Source organism: Bacillus sp. FSL K6-3312 (assembly GCF_038007485.1).
GTDB classification, from domain to species: domain Bacteria; phylum Bacillota; class Bacilli; order Bacillales; family Bacillaceae; genus Bacillus; species Bacillus pumilus.
In genome coordinates, this window is sequence record NZ_JBBOXI010000001.1 from 3,031,883 (window position 1) to 3,050,584 (window position 18,702).

Sequence of the window (18,702 nt, forward strand, 5' to 3'; positions counted from 1 at the left end):
CACTACTATGTTCTTTACTTTTTTAACTTATTAAAGTCTAAATAAGACCAAAATACCCAAATTATATGCATTGAATGGAAAAACACCTGACGCCAAAACGTCAGGTGCTTCCTTATACTCTTACATTTTAAATTGTTTAATGAGCTCTCTTAGCTCTTCTGCCATCTGAGATAACGTAGCAGAGGAGGAGCTAATCTCTTCCATAGATGCCAACTGTTCTTCTGCGGATGCTGCGATATCTTGGAAGCCTGCGGAGCTTTCTCGTGAAAGCTCTTTGATTTGATTCACCGCATGTGAAATATCATTTGAGCCATGCGAGAGTTCTTTGGCCGTTCCGTTCATTTGTTTCATTTGTTCTGTCATTTCTGATGTTTTATCGGTGATTTTCTCAAAGCTGATTTTCGTTTCATTTGTAATATTTAATCCAGATTGTACTTCACCTGCTACTTGTTTAAACATATTCTGTGATTTTTCAATTTCCTCTACAATCTCGTTCGTCAGGCTTTCAATTTCCTTTGAAGAGCTTCCGGATTGCTCTGCCAGCTTACGAACTTCTTCTGCAACAACAGAGAAACCTCTACCTGCTTCTCCTGCCCGAGCGGCTTCTATCGCAGCATTTAAAGCTAGGAGATTGGTTTGGTCGGCAATGCCGTTAATGACCCCCAGAATGTTCGTAATATCCTTTGATTTCTGCTCTAAGCCTTGAATTACAAGCTCTGCTTCTTTCACTGCCTGCTCAATGGTTTGCATTTGCCCTGCTGTTTTTTGAACAAGTTCTCCACCAGCCTGAGCCGTTTTGCTTGAATCAATCGACGATTCCATCATATGAGAGGTCGTATCGACCATATGGGATAAGCTGCGATCCATTTCGTTCAACTGGACTGAGCTTTTTTCGATCATATCATTTTGATGTTCATTGCTGTTTGAGAACTGTTCAATAGATGATGTGATATGCTCAGTCGCTTGAGCGGTCTGTCCCGCACTTGCTGTTAATTCTTCAGAAGAGGCGGCCACATTTTCAATGGAATTCTGAACAGCTTGAATGACTTGTTTCAGCTTAGCTGACATCTCGTTAAAGCTCTGCGCAAGCTTACCGATTTCATCATGAGTACGAACTTCAATGTGCTGGGTCAGATCACCCTGACTGATTTTCTCAGCCGATTCAGAGAGTGCTATCAGTGGCTTTCGGATCGATTTAATAATAAAATAAATCGCAATTCCGCCTATGGCAATCGCAACTGCCAGTATGATCATTGTTAAGTCGAGCACTGGTTTTGCAGCTTCATGGACTTCGTCCACATACATGGTTCCAGCAAGCTTCCAGCCTGTTGCTTCATTTGTGTCAAAGAACATTTGCTTCGGCTGTCCATTGTATTCATATTTGAAACTGCCTTGTTTTTTATCATACAATTTCGTGATGAAATCACCTGTCAATTTCGCCCCAGGCTTGTCTGTTTTATGGGCAATATAATGCTGATCTGGAGTCGCGACAAACGCATAGCCTTCTTTGCCTATTTTGATACTGTTTGTATCTTTCACGATCGTGTTCAAGCGCACATTGATTCCAATCACTCCAGAACCATCTGCTAACTGTTCTGATATTGTGATGAGCAGGTCATCTGATGACTTGTCGACAAAAGGATCTGAAATGATGAGTTTCTCATCTCCCATCGATTGTTGAAACCACGGTTCGTTTTTTGCACTCGCCGCACTACCTTTATGAATCTCGGAATATTCGGTTAGTTTACCATTTTGATCTGCAATGAATACTTCCACTACATCTTCATCTGTTTCCGATAATTGCTCTAATTTCACCTTGAGTAAATCCTTGTTTTTAGAAGTCAATTCACTCTTTTTCACCGATTTCGATAAATAAGAAACGATATCAATTTTAGGCTGTACATCTTTATTAATGAGTTCGTTTAATTGCTGAACACCATTTGCAGCACTAGACATAATCTCATCATTGAGAGACTTTGATGCCACTTCATAAGAAAATGCTGCCAATACGAGAATTGGCACTAGGAGAATCGCTAAGAATGCAGTAATTAATTTCTTTGACATTGTAAAGTGCTTAAAAAAGTTGATTTTTTTCATGACTCTACTCCTTTTGGATTATGATTTGTGGTCTCCCTCTTCTATTCTTAGGTAATATGAATTATTTTTCAAGACTTAATGTTCGGATATAAATAAAAATAAGTAAAATTACCTATTTCTTTTGATTTACTCAATTGGAAAAGAGCCCTCTAGCTGAAGGGCTCTTTATTATGTCTATTCGACTTTAAATTTGCTGATCAAATCACGCAATTCTTCTGCCATTGATGAAAGTGTAGCAGAGGAGGAGCTGATTTCTTCCATAGATGCGAGCTGTTCTTCCGCTGAAGCCGCAATGTCTTGAATGTTTGCGGAGCTTTCACGTGAGACGTCTGCAATCTCACGGACAGCCTCTGACACATGTACAGAGCCATTTGAAAGCTGAACAACTGTTTGATTCATTGTTTGAAGCTGGTCAGAAATTTCTTTTGTCATTTCGAAAATATTGTGGAAGCTGACTCTTGTTTGTTCAGTGAAGCTTAAGCCTGATTGAACTTCTCGATTCACCGCAGTGAATACTTCCTGTGATACATCGATGTCTTGAACGATCTCTTTAATCAAATTCTCGATTTCTTTCGCTGAATTGGCTGATTGAACAGCCAGTTTTCTTACTTCTTCTGCTACAACGGAGAAGCCTCTGCCGGATTCCCCAGCTCTTGCTGCCTCAATTGCTGCATTTAGCGCAAGTAGATTCGTTTGGTCGGCGATTCCATTGATGACACCTAGAATTTGTGTAATGTCTTTTGATTTACTTTCAAGAGCGCTGATGACATTCTCTGCTTTTTTCACGGACTGATCAATGACATTCATTTGAGAAGCGGTTTTCTCGACAAGCTGTCCGCCTTCCCCTGCGATATCTGTTGATTTGATCGATGAAGCAGTAATGGATTCAGCCGACTCATTCATGTGCTGAAGGCCACGGTTCATTTCATCTAACTCTTCTGAGCTGGATTCGACTTTGTCATTTTGACTTTCATTTCCATTTGAGAATTGTTCAATGGCTAGTGTAATATGCTCTGTTGCTTTACTTGTTTGCCCTGCGCTGGCGGTCAGTTCTTCTGATGAAGAAGCGACATTTTCGACTGAGGTTTGGACGGCACCAATGAGGGTTCTTAATGAGTCAATCATTGTATTAAAGCCTTTCCCAACTTGGCCAATTTCGTCATCTGATTGGATCTGAAGCTTATCTCGCAAATCACCTTCGCTGACTTTTTTCGAGAAACGGGCAAGGTTGGATAATCTTTTAGATATAGAGCGGACGATAAAGAAGATGAGGGTACCTGCTACGATAAGTGTCACACTGAACACAATAATGGCTGTATTGAAAACGGGCTTTGCTGCATCTTCTACTTCTGATACGAGCATCGTTCCACCGATTTTCCAGCCGGTTAATTCATTGGTCACATACGCAACCTTTTTATCTATTCCTTTGAGTGTGTAGCTGCCGCTTCCTTCTTTGTTTTGATAAATAATATTTGCTAGATTCTCATTGACCTGACTTCCTGGCTTTTGGGTCGGATCTGCTAAAACTGTTTTATCTTTCTCCATGATGAAGGCATAACCTTTTTGCCCAATTTTGATTTCTTTTAACTTTTGAATCAGGGTGTCAATTTCCATATCAAGTCCAATAACACCTGAACCATCTTTCATTTTTTGAGTAATGGTGATGACCATTTTGCCTGTGGAGGCTGCTACATATGGTTTTGTGATGACTTGTTTACCGTTTTCTGCATTGAGCGCTTCTTGATACCATGGGCGCTCTCTCGGATCGTAGCCATCAGGCATCTTTTGAACAGGATATTGCATAAACAATCCCTTTTCGGAGCCTACATAGATAGCGGAAACATCTTTTTCATTAATTTTTCCAAATTGCTGCAATTCTTTAATGGTCGAATTTCTATTTTTTTCTTGGAGATTAGACGCTTTGAGTGAGTCTGTAAACAGAGCCACAGCATCTGCTTTATTTCCTATATTCTCATTGATTAAAGTATCAAATGCATTGACTTGACTCATTGCACTGCCCATAATCTGTTTGTCTAGCTCTGTCTTTGATGTAAAAAATGCACTAATTGTCAGTGCAGTGGTTGGCAGGATAAGGACTACCAAAAAGGCAATAATTAATTTTTTTGAAATGGATGGTTTTTTTAACCATTGGATCATTTTCCCCATTTTCTCTTTCCCCCTTTACTTCTCTAAAGTTATTATCGGATGAAAGGTTTATTTTTACAGGCTGAAAACGATGTTTAAAATATAAAAAAAATACCCAGACAATTTTGGGTATTTTTACATCATTATTTAATCAATTTTAAATTGACTTGTGAGCTCTTTTAGTTCCTCTGCCATGTTAGATAGTGTCACTGAAGAAGATGATATTTCTTCCATAGATGCAAGTTGCTCTTCAGCAGAAGCCGCAATGTCCTGAATGTTCGCCGCACTTTCTCTAGAGACTTGGCGCATCTCCTGCATAGCTTGTGAAACTAGCTTCGAACCGCTCGATAGATCAATGGCTGTATCGTTTAATTGCGTCAGTTTTTTCGACATTCCTTCTGCCGCCTCATAAATGTTCTGGAAGCTTTCTTTTGCTTCTTCTGTCATACCAAGTCCTGCATGTACTTCTCGATTGACCGTTTTGAACATATCTTGAGATTTAGCAATTTCTAACACAATTTCTTGAATGAGTTTTTCTATTTCTTTCGCTGAGTCTGCCGATTGGACAGCTAGTTTTCTCACTTCTTCTGCCACGACAGAGAAGCCGCGTCCTGATTCGCCTGCTCTAGCTGCTTCGATGGCTGCATTTAACGCAAGAAGATTCGTTTGATCTGCAATGCCGTTAATGACATTTAAAATGCTCGTAATATCTTTAGACTTATATTCTAATTGCTTCATGACTTGTTCTGCTTCTTGTACAGATGTATCAATATGTTTCATTTGGCTCGCTGTGCTTTCAACAATTCGACCGCCTTGACCAGCTGCCTCTGTCGATTGAAGTGAGACAGTAGCCACTTCTGATGACGTTTGTGACATGCCTTGTAATCCTTCATTCATTGCCACAAGCTGATTCGTACTAGATTCGACTTTCTCGTTTTGTGCTTCATTTCCGTTTGAAAATTGTTCAATCGACATTGTGATATGCTCGGTTGCTTGACTTGTTTGGCTGGCACTTGCCGTCAGCTCCTCGGAAGCGGAAGCCACATTGTCGACAGATTGCTGTACCGCTCGAATGACGTCACGAAGGGATTCACTCATTTTGCTAAAGCTTCTCGTGAGATCTCCAATTTCATCCTTCGATTTGGTTTCAAGGGTTTCGGTTAAATCACCATCACTCACCTTTTCTGAGAAATCAACAAGCTTTCGAAGTCCAATTGTGATGGAGCGAACGATAAAGAAGATCGCAATACCGCCAAGGATAAAAGAAGAAATTAAAAGAATAATGGCAGAATTCCAAACTGGCTGTGCTGCTTCTTCTGTTTCTGATACAAACATCGTTCCAGCAATTTTCCAACCTGTTAAATCATTTGTCACAAAAACGAGACGCTTTTGTTCTCCTTTATTCTCATAAGTTGACGTTCCTTCTTTTCCGCTGTAAAGGATAGATGAAATATTTTCAGTGACCTTAGATCCTGACTTTTCTTCTGGATGAGCCACAATTTGTTTGTTTTTATTTGCAATAATTGGATATCCTTCTCGTCCGATTTTAATCTCTTTTATTTTATCGACAATGTCTTGCACATCAATGTCAATTCCGATCGCTCCCGATCCGTCCTTCAGACGCTGGGCAATCGTGACAACCATACCGTTTGTTGTAGCAGAGATGTATGGGTTGGTTACAACTGGATTACCACTGTCATCCTGCATAGCTAGTTGATACCAATCGCGCGTTGTTGGATCATAGCCTTTTGGCATGTCTACTTTAGGAAACTGAATGAAATCACGCTTTTTACTTGCTGCATAAAATCCAACCACATCATCTTCATTGATTTTACTGTATATCTCGAAATGCTCATACAGTTCATCCTGGTTGTTCTTCTTAAAGTCTGCAGCAGTAGATGTTTCAGTAAAGAGTTTTACTGCGTTTTCCTTATTCATAAGCTTTTGCTGGATCATATCATTCAGTTCATTGACCCTTGTGTTTGCTCCGTACATGATTTCATGATCTAATTCTTCTTTGGCAATCTGATATGAAATTGTACTGAGTGTAATAATTGGCAAGACAAGAACGAGAGTGAATGAAATAATCAGTCTCTTAGAAATCGATGGTTTTTTCAACCATTTTAGTGCATTTTTCATGTTTTTCCTCCTTTTAAACGATATGTTATATATCGGACATCTTCATATTATTTTCATGTTTTTCTAATAAAAAGGATGCCTTTTTGTTTATTTCCACAAATTGATTCCTTGCCCAAGCACCCTGCATACGCTAATACAAAAGGGGGCGCTTTTCATATGATTATCCTTTCAGGACAGCCAGTGACAAATGAGCAGCTGGCTTCATTTCAGCTAGAAGGACAAAAGCGGATCATTTTGATGCAGTTACAAGCCTCAAATGATACGTTCCGCTACAGGCAAGCATCTGATTTGTTATTTGAGGTCACATTGAGATCGAACATTATGAATGCTGCAAGAGATTTGCATAAAAGTGGTGCCTCATTTGCCATCTTTCAAAGGTCTCGTGCAAATGACGCCTTTTGGCGCGTATCTGAAGCAGGGGCATTAGAGCTGCGCTATCAAGTCGAACCATCTAGAGGCATTAAAGACATTTTTGAAAATGGCTCACAATATGCATTTGAATGTGCCACTGCCATTGTCATCGTGTTTTATATGGGCGTCTTGCAAACGGTAGGAGACGAGAAGTTTAACCGAAGGCTTCGCAGTCTAACCCTGTATGACTGGCATTATGATACATTGTCGATTTATACAGAGCGCGGGAATGACTTTATCTATGGGGATTGCTTATATTTTGAGAATCCAGAGTTTAGCTATCAGCAGTCACAGTGGCGCGGGGAAAATGTGATTTACTTAGGTGAAGATCAATATTACGGACATGGACTAGGGATTTTAACAGCGGCAGAAATTATCGATAAATTGAATAAGAGAAGGCGGCCAGGTGCTGTTCAATCTGCTTATCTATTGCCGCAGACTACTCGGATGGATGTGATTTATCTCAGGCAAATGTTTGGCAGCTAAAAAAAGCCTCTTGTCTAGTGGTTATGACAAGGGGCTTTTTTATGCCTTGCGCTTTCGATAATCTTGCAGCGTGCCAAGCATCGTGTTCGCAAGGAGCTCCATTTTTTCTAAGTCTTTTCTTGTGACCGGCGGATCGTGCCGGCTCCATTTTACATAACGAACAAAATAGTAATGACGAATGGGCGTAAGGATGGCAGGAGAGTGCGGAAATTCATCAAACCAAAATTCAATTTGTCCTTTTTTTCGGTATGAATGTTTTAAAATGTCCACCCTTTCACACCACCCAACATGATTTTATATGTGCGTCAGTTCATGCATGATCTCCTCAACGGTTAAAATCGAGTGAATGCGACCGACGCCCTGTCCCGCCCAAAGAGCCATTTGATCAGGGCTACCCGCAGCAGCTGCTGCTTTTCGCATCGGTGTCGTCCATACATGCTGAACCGGATAAGGAAGAACCCTATCTTCATTCTGTCTTTCTTCCTCCATCCACTGATTCACAATACCTCTTGCTCTTTTTCCAGAAAACAGCCTTGTGATCTTTGTTTCACTGCTTTCTGCCTGTAAAATCGCCTTTTTGTATACGTCTGCCGCAGCACTTTCCTGACTGGCTAAAAATCGTGTGCCGATTTGCACCGCATCCGCTCCAAGCGCTAGAGCGGCTTCCACACCTGTTCGATCTGTAATCCCGCCTGCGGCGATCAATGGCACATGACAGAGCGTCTGGACGTCAGAGATCAGGCTAAAGAGTCCCATCAGGGCATCTCCTTTTGCAGGTAAAAAGGTACCTCGGTGACCCCCTGCTTCACTTCCTTGCAGAACAATGGCATCCATCCCTTTTTCCTCTAAAAGCAGTGCTTCCTCTTTTGTTGTGGCGGTTCCGATCAAAAAGATCCCCTTTTGTTTTAAGCGATGTATCGTTTGTTCATTTGGACAAGAGAAGGTAAAGGAAACGACCGGTACGTCTTCTTCCAAAAGAATGTTGATTTTCTGTTCAAAATCATGCCACAATTCCTCTTCGCTCGGCAGACTATCAGCTACTGGTCTTGCTGGCAATCTCTTCTCCCAAAAAGCCACATCCTCTTTTTTGACTTCAGAAATTGGCTCTGGTACAAATACATTGACCTGAAACAGGCCCGTTGTCAGCTGTTTGACCTGTTTGATCTGCTGCCTCAAATGGTCAGGCTGCACATATCCACTTGCCAAACTGCCAAGTCCCCCGCATTGCGAAACAGCGGCTGCCAGCTGCGGTGTCACGGCACCTCCTGCCATTGGTGCTTGAATAATCCCATATTTGATTTGCAGTAATTTCGTGATATCCCCCATTTATGTCCCCCATCTCTTACTCGTTTGATGACACCTGTATATAAAAATGGCGATGTCTCGGCCCGTCAAACTCACAGAAATAGATTCCCTGCCATGTGCCAAGGACAAGATCACCATGATGGATGAGAACATGCTGCGAGGCACCCATATAGCTCGCTTTCATATGTGCGGCTGTATTTCCTTCCATATGGCGGTCCTTCGAATGTTCCCACGGAAAGATTTCGTCAAGCCGGCGGAGCATATCTCGTTTCACATCTGGGTCCGCATTTTCATTAATGGTCATCCCTGCTGTCGTATGAGGACAGTAGACGATGACGGTTCCGTTTTGAATACCTGTTTCCTTAATATATTGATGGACCTCGCTGGTCACGTCGATCATCTCATCGCGTCTGTTTGTTTGTACATTGATTTTTTTCATATGAGCGGCTCCCTTTTGTTATTTCTATAAAACCATACCCTTTTTATGTGAAATCAATCACTGTTTATCGGTGGAAGGTATTCTCCCACCTAAAGTTTACCAAGTAAAAAAACCTCGTCAAGTGTTACGAGGTTTTTAGGAAAAGTGGACCTTTTTGATGTCAATGGTCCGAATATGATGGTCTTCCGCATCTATGATGGTAAATTCACAGCCTTCTGCTTCAATCGTATCTCCAATCTCAATATCAAATTTATGTGTCATCATCCAGCCAGCAATTGTATCAACATCATCATTCTCTATAGCTAAATCCAATAAATCATTCACTTCATCAATCAAGGCTTTCCCATCCATTACATAATGGAAGTCACCTTTTTTGACGATATGAGGTGTTTCATCTTGATCATATTCATCACGAATTTCGCCCACGATTTCCTCTAATATGTCCTCTACTGTAACAAGCCCGGCTGTTCCTCCATATTCGTCTACGAGCACTGACATATGAATTCGTTCCTTTTGCATCAAAATGAGCAATTCTTGAACAGGCGTACTTTCAATCACCCGTATCACAGGACGCATTAAGTCTTCAATCGTCACATCTTGATTCAGGAAACTCGCCTTAAACACATCTTTGCTATTGATGACACCAATCACATGATCTTTGTCTTCTTTAATGACGGGGTAGCGTGTGTATCTTTCGTTCAGCATATAATGTGTCACGTCTTCAAGCGTCTGTTCAATCTCTATGGCTGAAATTTCTGTACGAGGAATCATGATCTCTCTCGCCACTCGGTTATCAAATTCAAAAATTTTATTCACATATTTGTACTCAGATTGGTTAATCTCACCCTTTTCATAGCTTTCAGATAAAATGAGACGCAATTCTTCCTCACTGATCGCCACTTCATGTTCTTTGACAGAATGAAAACCGAATAATTTCACAATGCCTCGCGCAGATCCATTTAATGCTTTAATAAACGGGTACATGACTTTATAGAAAAAGATGAGTGGCTTTGCTGTCACAAGGCTGACCGCCTCTGCCTTTTGAATGGCAATCGTTTTAGGCGCCAGTTCTCCCACAACGACATGTAAAAACGTAATGATCACGAATGCGATGATAAACGATAGGATGTCGGTTAATGCGGAATGAAGCCCCAACTCCTCAAACAGTGGATGCAGAAAATGCTCCACCGTCGGCTCGCCCAGCCACCCTAAGCCTAAAGCGGTAATGGTAATGCCGAGTTGACAGGCGGATAAATATTCGTCGAGATTTGATATAAGCTTTTGTACGTGAATGGCTCTCTTATCTCCGCTCTCAATCAGTTGATTGATTTTAGAGCCTCTAATTTTCACAATCGCAAATTCAGTGACAACAAAAAATGCTGTCGCAGCAATGAGTAATATGACTAAAAATACGTTTAAAATATACAAAAAAACCCTTACCTAACAATGGTAAGGGCTCACCTCCTCTGGCATCAATTAATCATTACGGCCATTTAGGAAGATCATTACAAAACGGAGCAATTCAAACAAGGAGACAAGGGCTGCTGCGACGTACGTAAGAGCGGCAGCATTTAACACCTTGTTCACGCCTCTTTCTTCACTGCTTCTAATGATTCCTTCTGAAACAATGATATCTTTCGCACGAGAACTTGCATTAAACTCGACAGGCAATGTCACAAGCTGAAAGAACACAGCCGCTGAGAACAAAATGATCCCAAGCCCGATTAAGTTAAGGCTGCCAAGTAAGATTCCACCAAGGAAAAGAAGCGGGGCAACACCAGATGCAAAGTTCACAACAGGAAAGATCTTATGTCTCAAGACAAGCGCACCATAGGATTCCTGATGCTGCAAGGCATGTCCAACCTCGTGTGATGCGACTGAAATGGCCGAAATGGAATGGCCGTAGTACACAGGTTCAGATAAGCGAACCACACGCTGCGTCGGGTCGTAATGATCTGTCAAAGTTCCTCTTACCGGTTCAACAGGCACGTCGTATAACCCGTTGCGATCTAAAATATGTCGAGCGGTTTCCGCACCTGTTTTCATACTGGATGCTTCAACCTTTGAATACTTTTCAAAATTATTCTTTACTTTAAATTGTGCCCAAAATGATAATCCCAATGCGGCAAAAGTTAAAAAATAAAAAAACAGCATGCTCATCAGCTTCCTTTTTATTTTATATATTTATTTACAATTTTAATGACTTTTATGTAACGTGTACAGAAAAAAGCACTAGGTCTTTTTAAGGGGGATCACCACGCCAATGAAAAAGAAGAACACACCTAAGCATGCTGTATAAAAGGTCACCGTTCCGTATAGGTTTTGAAAAAAGTGCAGCCATGAAAAATCATTCATAAAATGATTCACCGCATTTAAGTCAAACACAAGTAAGATCATAGCTGATGATAAAAAGTGAGCGCCGATAAAAAGAAGTACGGTCTTTTGAACGAACGACATTCGCATTCCCTCCTTCTTCTCTCTTATTTTAAGATATGGGATCTACATGACGAAGATGAAAAAATGTTTCCTCAATCGGGCATACTGACATTAGCAGTTTCCTGAAAGGAAGAGTCCAATGAAATCAAATCGTATCTTTATCGCTTGGCTAAGGTGGCCACTGTATCTTCGAATTGCCATCATCATCTGTTTCTTGCTTCTTTTTTTTGGACAATTAATCGTTTTACTTGAACCGAAGCAGTATCATACGATCTTTGATGGGATCTGGTGGGCCCTCATTACAGTTGCGACGGTCGGCTACGGTGATTTTGTGCCGCAAACCATGCCCGGACAAATCGCAGGTATGGCGCTGATTCTGATCGGGGCAAGCTTTGTCACGGCTTATTTCGCCACACTTGCCGCCGCTGTGTTCAGCAAGCAGCACCATTATGTAGAAGGAAAGGTCGCCTTTAAAGGGAAAGGACATCTCATTATCGTCGGCTGGAATGAGAAAACGAACAAACTGCTTCAGTCGTTTCAAACAATTGATCCAGCTATGCCGATTGTGCTGATTGATGACTCCTTGAAGGAAGGGCCGCTTTTAGAGAATGTTCATTTTATTAAAGGACATGGCACCGAAGATGGCACACTTCGCAAAGCCAATATTTCAGGTGCAGATGCACTGATGATTACCGCAGATCAGCACGAGAATGAAGTGACAGCTGATATGCAGAGTGTTTTAACATTACTTGCAGCAAAAGGATTAAACCCTTCTCTATACTGTTTAATTGAAATTTTAACAGATCGTTACGTGAAAAATGCCGAGCGGGCTGGCGCCAATCAAGTCATTCATACCTCTGATGCAGTCAATCATTTAATGGTCGAGCATTTTCTTTTAAAGGAACAGTTCAAAGCGTTAAAGAAAAAACGACATATGTCCTTGCATAAACAGATCACCATCATACCGGTTCCAGCTTCGTTAGCCGGAGAAACATTCTTAACAGCGCTCCATCATTTTTTAGAGCATCATGTGATCATTGTCGGTGTACAAAAAAAAGAAGGACCCATGATGAATCCTCCCTTTGATTATGAGCTTCATCCAGAGGATGAACTAATCAGCCTTTAAAGCAGTGCGTCTTCTAATTCCTTGACGAGCGAAAAGCCAATCTCAGTATAAGCTTTTGATACATCTCCATCTTTCTCTTTTGGTTCTTGGAATTGGTTAAAGGATGCTCCCACATTTCCAACCATCGCATGATCATCTAACTTATCTTGATAGACATGCTTTAAGAGAAATGGATCTCCCAGTTTCACCACAACGCCTGGCTGATCCAGCTGGCCCTTTTCGGCTGTAAAAGGAACTCTGAGAAAAGTATAGCCATCACGATTATCAATTTTATAATCAAAGTATCCGTGATCGTAATCCCAGTTACCATTAATAACATAACCGAGCGGCTTCATCGTCTCTTCTAAATGGTAAAGTGAAAAGCTTTCACCAGGCAGCCTGGATGGTACATGAATCATACGAAACCCTCCTTTTGTCTAATAGGTTTCGTTAAAGAGAAGAATTCATACATCTATCTCTCGTGATTTGTACATTGTTTGAAAAAGTGGCATCAAATAAGCTTTGATTGGATGATTGATTCGTCTCGTTCGCACTGCCAGCGCCTTCTGTATCCTTTACAGCACTCATCGGACAAATACGTCCGACATTTCCAAAGTTGACGATTGCCTGGCCAGAAATATCGTGAATGTAAATATGATTCGTTCTCATGTTTCACCCTCCTCTACTCATTATTCTATGTACAGAGCGTAAGGAGGCTTGCACAGGAACCGTGAGAAAATAAAAAAGGCACACCCTTCGGGACTGACCCCATAAGATGAGACAAATAAAAAACACCTTCAAGTTTGAAAATGGATCGTTGTGATCCGAAATAAAACATGGAGGTGTTTTTTCTATGGGGACAAGAGTGAGTTATCCGGTTGAAGTCAAACAGAAGGCTGTAGAAATGAGATTGGCAGGCGTACCTATGAAAGAGATCATGCAGAAATTGAATATCAAGAATAAGACGCAGGTTCAGACATGGGTGAGGTGGCATAAGGCTGGGGATACACACCGGTTCGAACAGCCTGTTGGAAAACAATATACCTATGGAAAGGGTCCCGAGTACTCTTCCGAATTAGAGAGACTGCAGGCAGAAAATCGCTATTTGAGTCAACAGAATGAAGTTTTAAAAAAGTACAACGAATTGGAAAGGAAGTTGATAAGGAAACGTCAATCAAACTGGTAGAAGAATTGTGCAAAACGATGACGGTACAGGACATCTGTGTCCATTTAGGCATCTTACGTACTTCGTATTATAGATGGAAAAAGGATTTGACTCAGAATCATTCTAAAAGACAACTAGAGAAACAGGTCGGCACGTTGTGCCGAAAGCACAAATATCGATATGGTTATCGAAAAATCACAGCCATACTAAAAAGGAGAATGCGTATTAACCATAAAACTGTTCAACGTATCATGCAGAAAAACCAGTGGCAATGCCGGGTTAAAATGAAAAAGCGTAAGAAGAATGGGCAGCCCTATGCCGTGGCCGGTAATATACTGGATCGGAACTTTCAGTCTGATCGCCCTCTTGAAAAACTAGTAACGGACATCACGTATTTGCCTTATGGACAGAAACAATTGTACCTTTCCAGTATCTTGGATTTATATAATGGAGAAGTGATTGCTTTTACGATTGGTGATAAGCAGGACACAGACTTTATCTTAAACACACTTAATCAGCTCCCAGCACTGCCTGAGAATTGCGTGTTACATAGCGATCAAGGTTCTGTGTATACATCTTACGAGTATCAGAAAGCTGTTCATATAAAAGGCATTACCATGAGCATGTCCCGTAAAGGGACGCCCGCTGATAATGCCTCCATCGAATCGTTTCATTCCTCACTAAAGTCTGAAACGTTCTATCTTAACAGGATTGACCGCACTACGACCAGCATCGTAGAACGCACTGTCAAAGAATACATTTATTATTATAACAACATTCGTATTCAAACGAAACTAAACAACCAATCACCGATAAACTATCGGCAATTGGCTGTATAAAGGTGTTTTGATCCCTGTCTCAAAAACGGGGGTCAGTCCCCTTCAAAGGTGTGCTTTTCATTCTTACGATTGTTTCAGTCGGCTTTCAAGTTCGGCTTTTTTCTCTTCGAAGCCTGGTTTTCCTAATAAAGCAAACATATTCACTTTATAAGCTTCTACACCAGGCTGGTCAAATGGATTAACGCCTAGTAGATATCCAGACATCGCGCATGCTTTCTCAAAGAAGTAAACGAGATATCCGAATGTATAAGCATCCATCTCAGGAATTGTGACGATCAGATTCGGTACTTTTCCATCTGTATGAGCAAGCATCGTTCCTTCAAATGCTTTTTTATTAACGAAATCAACCGTTTTTCCTGCTAGATAGTTCAAGCCATCAAGGTCTTGTTCTTCTGCTTCGATGACAAGCTCATGACGAGGCTTGTCTACATTAACGATTGTTTCAAACAAGTCTCTTCTTCCTTCTTGAACATATTGACCAAGTGAATGAAGATCTGTTGAGAAGTTCGCAGATGAAGGGTAGATTCCTTTTTCATCTTTCCCTTCACTTTCACCGAATAATTGTTTCCACCATTCTGCAAAGTATTGCAGTCCTGGCTCATAGTTAATCAGCATTTCAATCGTTCTGCCTTTATTGTAAAGGACATTACGGACGACAGCATATTGGTATGCCGCATTCTCAGAAAGCTCAGATGAAGCGAAGTCTTCGCTTGCTTTTGCCGCACCTTCCATCATCTGATCAATGTCTGCACCGCTCACAGCAATTGGCAATAGACCTACTGCTGTTAATACTGAATAGCGTCCACCTACATCATCAGGGATGATAAATGATTCGTAGCCTTCTTCTGTTGCTAATGTTTTCAATGCACCGCGTGCCTTATCAGTTGTTGCATAAATACGTTTTTTCGCTTCTTCGGCACCGTATTTTTCAATGAGGAGCTTTTTAAAGATGCGGAACGCAATCGCTGGCTCTGTTGTTGTACCAGATTTTGAAATGACGTTAATAGAGAAATCTGCATCTTCCAATAGATCCATCACATCTGTTAAATAAGAAGAACTGATGTTGTTTCCAATAAAGATGATTTGTGGCGTCTTGCGTTTGCCTTTTGGCAGCGTGTTATAGAAAGAGTGGTTCAAAAATTCAATCGCCGCACGTGCGCCGAGATACGAACCGCCGATTCCGACAACAAGCAAGACATCAGAGTCTGACTTAATTTTATCTGCACTTTTTTTAATGCGGGCAAATTCTTCGCGATCATATTGCTTCGGCAAGTCAACCCAGCCTAAATAATCACTGCCTGTACCCGTTTGTTCATGAATATTTTGATGGGCCACCTTCACAAAATCTTTTAAATATGTAAGCTCATGTTCTTGAAAGAAAGGTAACGCTTTTGAGTAGTCAAATTGAATATGTGTCATCGCTTGTAAGCCCTCCATTACGTTAGTTCTGTCCCTTTCACTTTAGCGGAACTAGCTATTGAAATCAAGTGATCGTCACTCCGATAGCAAAAAGCCGTTTCTCATAGAGAGAAACGGCAAGCAGGATTATAAAGAAGCTTTCAAAATAGAAAGAATGTCATCACGACCAAGTTTCATAAAGTTACCAAAACCACCGTATTCCATTTCTTTCGCCGCAATGTCGGCAATTTTGTCCAGCTGATCTTCACCAATATCATAATCGGCTAGACGGCTTGGTGCACCTAGGCTTGTCCAGAATGCTGACAGTTTGTCGATACCTTCTAATGCGATATCACGATCAGATTTTCCTTCTGTCTCGATGTCAAACATGTTCAGCATGAGATTTTTAAAGCGCTCCACATTATGATCGAGTGTATGACGCATCCAATTTGGGAAGAGGATTGCAAGTCCGCCTGCATGTGGAATGTCATAGACAGCCGATACTGCATGCTCAATCGTATGGGACGCCCAGTCGCCAAAGTACCCCATTTGCAGCGTGCCATTTAAAGCGATCGTTCCTGCGTAAAGGATCGTTTCACGGTGCTCATAGTTTTGTAAGTCTTCAAGCAGTTTTGGTGCTGTCTCGATGACTGTTTGAAGAACAGCAAAACACATTCGATCCTGTAAAGGCGTGTTTTTGACATTATGGAAGTATTGTTCGAAGACGTGGCTCATCATATCGACCATGCCGTACACCGTCTGATTTTCTGGCACTGAATAAGTATGCTCAGGGTCTAAAATTGAAAAAGCAGGATGAGTGACTGAACTGCCCCACACATATTTTTCATTTGTTTCCCAGTTTGTGATGACAGAGTCTGGATTCATTTCTGAACCAGTTGCCGCAAGTGTCAGCACTGTGCCAAACGGCAATGCTTTTTGAGCGGTTGTTTTCTTTGAGATAATGTCCCACACATCTCCGTCATATTCCGCTCCGGCTGCAATCGCTTTTGTACAGTCGATCACACTGCCGCCGCCAACAGCTAATAAGAAATCAATTTTTTCATTTTGGCAGATGTCGATTCCTTTTTTCACTGTGGTGAGGCGCGGGTTTGGTTCAACACCTGACAGCTCAAATACGTCAGCTTCTGCTTCATTTAACGCGCTGATCACATTATCATAAAGACCATTTTTCTTAATGCTGCCTCCACCATATACAAGTAACACTCGTTTTCCATAACGAGCGAGTTCGCTTTTTAGTCCGTCTAGTTGTCCTTTTCCAAACATTAATTTCGTTGGATTATAATAAATAAAATTTTCCATCTGTTGATACATCTCCTTACAGCGTATATATCCAAAAACATGAAAGACTACTTTAACATATGTACACGTCGAACTCAAAAAAAGATAACTGCTCGAAAGCAATTATCTTTTCATTGTTTGATTATAAAGAAGCATTCAAAATAGCTAGAACATCTTCTTTGTTTAGCTTTTTAAATTGACCAAATTCACCGCGTGCCATTGCACGATCTGCGATTAAATCAATTTTCTCATCGTTGATATCATAGTCCGCTAAACGGTTCGGTGCGCCAAGACTTGTCCAGAAAGCTGACAATTTGTCGATTCCTTCTAAGCCCACTTCTTCGTCTGTTTTGCCCGCAGGATCCACATCGAATACGCGTACCGCTAATTGTTTAAAGCGGCCTGGGTTTTCCTGAATGACATGCTTCATCCAGTTCGGGAACAAGATCGCAAGTCCGCCTGCATGAGGGATATCATAGACAGCAGATACCGCATGCTCGATGTTGTGAGATGCCCAGTCACCGCGTGCTCCCATTGACAGCATACCATTGAGCGCAATGGTCCCAGTGAATAAGATCGTTTCACGCAGCTCATAGTTCTCTAGATCGCCAATCAGCTTCGGTGCTGTTTCAATGACTGTACGAAGAAGCCCTTCACACATCCGGTCTTGGTAAGGTGTATTTTCCGTGTGATGGAAATATTGTTCGAACACGTGAGACATCATATCAACCATGCCATAAATCGTATGGTTTTTTGGTACAGTGAATGTGTTCACTGGATCAAGAATAGAGAATTTAGGGAAAACTGCTGGACTTCCCCAGCCATATTTCTCATTTGTTTCCCAGTTTGTGATCACTGATCCAGAGTTCATTTCAGAACCTGTTGCAGCAAGGGTTAACACCGTACCGAACGGAATTGCTTCCATTGGGACATGCTTACGCGTCACGATATCCCAAGCATCTCCATCGTACTTGGCTCCGGCTGCGATCGCTTTCGTTGCATCAATAACACTGCCGCCGCCAACTGCCAAAATAAAGTCAACGTTGTTCTCTTTGCAAAGCTCAACCCCTTTTCTTACCGTTGTTAAGCGCGGGTTTGGCTCAACACCAGCAAGTTCAGTGATTGCAGCTCCTGATTCTTTTAGGATGCTGACAACTTGGTCATAAAGGCCGTTTCGTTTAATACTGCCTCCACCATATACAAGTAATACGTTTTTTCCGTAGTGTTTGAGTTCATCTGAAAGGGCTGAAACTTCTCCCTTTCCAAATATTAATTTCGTTGGGTTCCAATAAGTAAATCGATCCATTTGATCTCCTCCTCGCGCTACATTATGCGCCTCAATCATTCCAAAAGTAAAGTAATTTGCTTTAATCCATTTTCTTACGCATAGTTTGGCTAAAAATCTGCAAAATATAAATGTATTGATGCTGTAGCGAAA

At 41.3% G+C, this 18,702-nt stretch carries 17 protein-coding genes and 3 pseudogenes; 3 read left to right on the forward strand and 17 right to left on the reverse strand.

Features of this window, described 5'->3' with window-relative positions; all coding sequences use genetic code 11:
- Positions 1–120: 120 nt before the first annotated feature.
- The 6 genes and pseudogenes from MHI11_RS20970 to MHI11_RS20995 form a co-directional block, all read right to left on the reverse strand.
- The gene (locus MHI11_RS20970) at positions 121–1,068 is read right to left on the reverse strand and encodes a methyl-accepting chemotaxis protein (RefSeq protein WP_445661869.1); all 948 of its coding nucleotides are present in this window, start codon (positions 1,066–1,068) and stop codon (positions 121–123) included.
- A pseudogene (locus MHI11_RS20975) lies at positions 1,060–2,097 on the reverse strand (HAMP domain-containing protein); the annotation flags it as partial. The pseudogene MHI11_RS20975 and the gene MHI11_RS20970, both read right to left, overlap by 9 nt.
- A 174-nt stretch (positions 2,098–2,271) precedes the next feature.
- Positions 2,272–3,222, reverse strand: coding sequence for a methyl-accepting chemotaxis protein (locus MHI11_RS20980; RefSeq protein WP_404841040.1), 951 nt, complete (start codon positions 3,220–3,222; stop codon positions 2,272–2,274).
- Positions 3,217–4,263 (reverse strand): annotated as a pseudogene (locus tag MHI11_RS20985) (HAMP domain-containing protein); the annotation flags it as partial. The pseudogene MHI11_RS20985 and the gene MHI11_RS20980, both read right to left, overlap by 6 nt.
- 126 nt (positions 4,264–4,389) lie before the next feature.
- Positions 4,390–5,340, reverse strand: a complete 951-nt coding sequence (locus MHI11_RS20990; RefSeq protein ID WP_372706104.1) for a methyl-accepting chemotaxis protein — start codon at positions 5,338–5,340, stop codon at positions 4,390–4,392.
- Positions 5,332–6,381: pseudogene (locus MHI11_RS20995) on the reverse strand (cache domain-containing protein); the annotation flags it as partial. The pseudogene MHI11_RS20995 and the gene MHI11_RS20990, both read right to left, overlap by 9 nt.
- A 156-nt stretch (positions 6,382–6,537) precedes the next feature.
- On the opposite strand from MHI11_RS20995, the gene MHI11_RS15970 reads away from it, so the two are divergent.
- Positions 6,538–7,278, forward strand: a complete 741-nt coding sequence (locus MHI11_RS15970) for a protein-glutamine gamma-glutamyltransferase (protein ID WP_044140789.1) — start codon at positions 6,538–6,540, stop codon at positions 7,276–7,278.
- Between the two features lie 39 nt (positions 7,279–7,317).
- On the opposite strand, the gene MHI11_RS15975 is transcribed toward MHI11_RS15970, so the two are convergent.
- From MHI11_RS15975 to MHI11_RS16000, 6 genes are all read right to left on the reverse strand, one after another.
- Positions 7,318–7,548 carry a hypothetical protein gene (locus MHI11_RS15975; RefSeq protein WP_340961526.1) on the reverse strand — a complete coding sequence of 77 codons (231 nt, stop codon included), beginning with the start codon at positions 7,546–7,548 and terminating at the stop codon, positions 7,318–7,320.
- A 24-nt stretch (positions 7,549–7,572) separates the two neighbouring features.
- Positions 7,573–8,604 carry a nitronate monooxygenase gene (locus tag MHI11_RS15980; RefSeq protein WP_340961528.1) on the reverse strand — a complete coding sequence of 344 codons (1,032 nt, stop codon included), beginning with the start codon at positions 8,602–8,604 and terminating at the stop codon, positions 7,573–7,575.
- A 16-nt stretch (positions 8,605–8,620) separates the two neighbouring features.
- Positions 8,621–9,022 carry a secondary thiamine-phosphate synthase enzyme YjbQ gene (locus MHI11_RS15985; RefSeq protein WP_340961530.1) on the reverse strand — a complete coding sequence of 134 codons (402 nt, stop codon included), beginning with the start codon at positions 9,020–9,022 and terminating at the stop codon, positions 8,621–8,623.
- A gap of 135 nt (positions 9,023–9,157) precedes the next feature.
- Positions 9,158–10,450: a hemolysin family protein gene (locus tag MHI11_RS15990; RefSeq protein ID WP_044140793.1), complete on the reverse strand. Its 1,293-nt coding sequence runs from the start codon at positions 10,448–10,450 to the stop codon at positions 9,158–9,160.
- A 48-nt stretch (positions 10,451–10,498) separates the two neighbouring features.
- On the reverse strand, positions 10,499–11,173 hold the full coding sequence (locus MHI11_RS15995) for a zinc metallopeptidase (protein ID WP_041816317.1): 675 nt from the start codon (positions 11,171–11,173) through the stop codon (positions 10,499–10,501).
- A gap of 81 nt (positions 11,174–11,254) precedes the next feature.
- The gene (locus tag MHI11_RS16000) at positions 11,255–11,479 is read right to left on the reverse strand and encodes a hypothetical protein (RefSeq protein WP_003213467.1); all 225 of its coding nucleotides are present in this window, start codon (positions 11,477–11,479) and stop codon (positions 11,255–11,257) included.
- Between the two features lie 118 nt (positions 11,480–11,597).
- On the opposite strand from MHI11_RS16000, the gene MHI11_RS16005 reads away from it, so the two are divergent.
- Positions 11,598–12,584, forward strand: coding sequence for a potassium channel family protein (locus MHI11_RS16005; protein ID WP_340961533.1), 987 nt, complete (start codon positions 11,598–11,600; stop codon positions 12,582–12,584).
- On the opposite strand, the gene MHI11_RS16010 is transcribed toward MHI11_RS16005, so the two are convergent.
- Complete coding sequence (locus MHI11_RS16010) at positions 12,581–12,982, reverse strand: YugN-like family protein (RefSeq protein WP_012011078.1); 402 nt, start codon at positions 12,980–12,982, stop codon at positions 12,581–12,583. The two genes, MHI11_RS16005 and MHI11_RS16010, sit on opposite strands and share 4 nt — an antisense overlap.
- Before the next feature lie 31 nt (positions 12,983–13,013).
- Complete coding sequence (locus MHI11_RS16015; protein WP_044140795.1) at positions 13,014–13,232, reverse strand: spore germination protein; 219 nt, start codon at positions 13,230–13,232, stop codon at positions 13,014–13,016.
- Positions 13,233–13,416: 184 nt separating this feature from the next.
- Between MHI11_RS16015 and MHI11_RS16020 the strand changes: the two genes are divergently transcribed.
- A protein-coding gene (locus MHI11_RS16020; protein WP_106030396.1) for an IS3 family transposase occupies positions 13,417–14,567 on the forward strand; the annotation gives its coding sequence in 2 pieces (ribosomal slippage) (positions 13,417–13,690 and positions 13,690–14,567; 1,152 coding nt in all).
- Between the two features lie 63 nt (positions 14,568–14,630).
- On the opposite strand, the gene MHI11_RS16025 is transcribed toward MHI11_RS16020, so the two are convergent.
- The 3 genes from MHI11_RS16025 to MHI11_RS16035 all read right to left on the reverse strand — a co-directional run bounded on the left by MHI11_RS16025 (position 14,631) and on the right by MHI11_RS16035 (position 18,570).
- The gene (locus MHI11_RS16025; RefSeq protein WP_340961535.1) at positions 14,631–15,986 is read right to left on the reverse strand and encodes a glucose-6-phosphate isomerase; all 1,356 of its coding nucleotides are present in this window, start codon (positions 15,984–15,986) and stop codon (positions 14,631–14,633) included.
- Between the two features lie 126 nt (positions 15,987–16,112).
- Positions 16,113–17,285, reverse strand: coding sequence for an iron-containing alcohol dehydrogenase (locus MHI11_RS16030; protein WP_044140797.1), 1,173 nt, complete (start codon positions 17,283–17,285; stop codon positions 16,113–16,115).
- A gap of 121 nt (positions 17,286–17,406) precedes the next feature.
- Positions 17,407–18,570, reverse strand: a complete 1,164-nt coding sequence (locus MHI11_RS16035) for an iron-containing alcohol dehydrogenase (RefSeq protein WP_044140798.1) — start codon at positions 18,568–18,570, stop codon at positions 17,407–17,409.
- Between the last annotated feature and the right edge of the window lie 132 nt (positions 18,571–18,702).

Coding starts and splice junctions, on each gene's coding strand:
- MHI11_RS20970 (WP_445661869.1), bottom strand. CDS start 1,068: ATGTCAGCTAAGCTGAAACAAGTCATTCAAGCTGTTCAGAATTCCATT.
- MHI11_RS20980 (WP_404841040.1), bottom strand. CDS start 3,222: ATGATTGACTCATTAAGAACCCTCATTGGTGCCGTCCAAACCTCAGTC.
- MHI11_RS20990 (WP_372706104.1), bottom strand. CDS start 5,340: ATGAGTGAATCCCTTCGTGACGTCATTCGAGCGGTACAGCAATCTGTC.
- MHI11_RS15970 (WP_044140789.1), top strand. CDS start 6,538: ATGATTATCCTTTCAGGACAGCCAGTGACAAATGAGCAGCTGGCTTCA.
- MHI11_RS15980 (WP_340961528.1), bottom strand. CDS start 8,604: ATGGGGGATATCACGAAATTACTGCAAATCAAATATGGGATTATTCAA.
- MHI11_RS15985 (WP_340961530.1), bottom strand. CDS start 9,022: ATGAAAAAAATCAATGTACAAACAAACAGACGCGATGAGATGATCGAC.
- MHI11_RS16000 (WP_003213467.1), bottom strand. CDS start 11,479: ATGTCGTTCGTTCAAAAGACCGTACTTCTTTTTATCGGCGCTCACTTT.
- MHI11_RS16005 (WP_340961533.1), top strand. CDS start 11,598: ATGAAATCAAATCGTATCTTTATCGCTTGGCTAAGGTGGCCACTGTAT.
- MHI11_RS16010 (WP_012011078.1), bottom strand. CDS start 12,982: ATGATTCATGTACCATCCAGGCTGCCTGGTGAAAGCTTTTCACTTTAC.
- MHI11_RS16015 (WP_044140795.1), bottom strand. CDS start 13,232: ATGAGAACGAATCATATTTACATTCACGATATTTCTGGCCAGGCAATC.
- MHI11_RS16025 (WP_340961535.1), bottom strand. CDS start 15,986: ATGACACATATTCAATTTGACTACTCAAAAGCGTTACCTTTCTTTCAA.
- MHI11_RS16030 (WP_044140797.1), bottom strand. CDS start 17,285: ATGGAAAATTTTATTTATTATAATCCAACGAAATTAATGTTTGGAAAA.
- MHI11_RS16035 (WP_044140798.1), bottom strand. CDS start 18,570: ATGGATCGATTTACTTATTGGAACCCAACGAAATTAATATTTGGAAAG.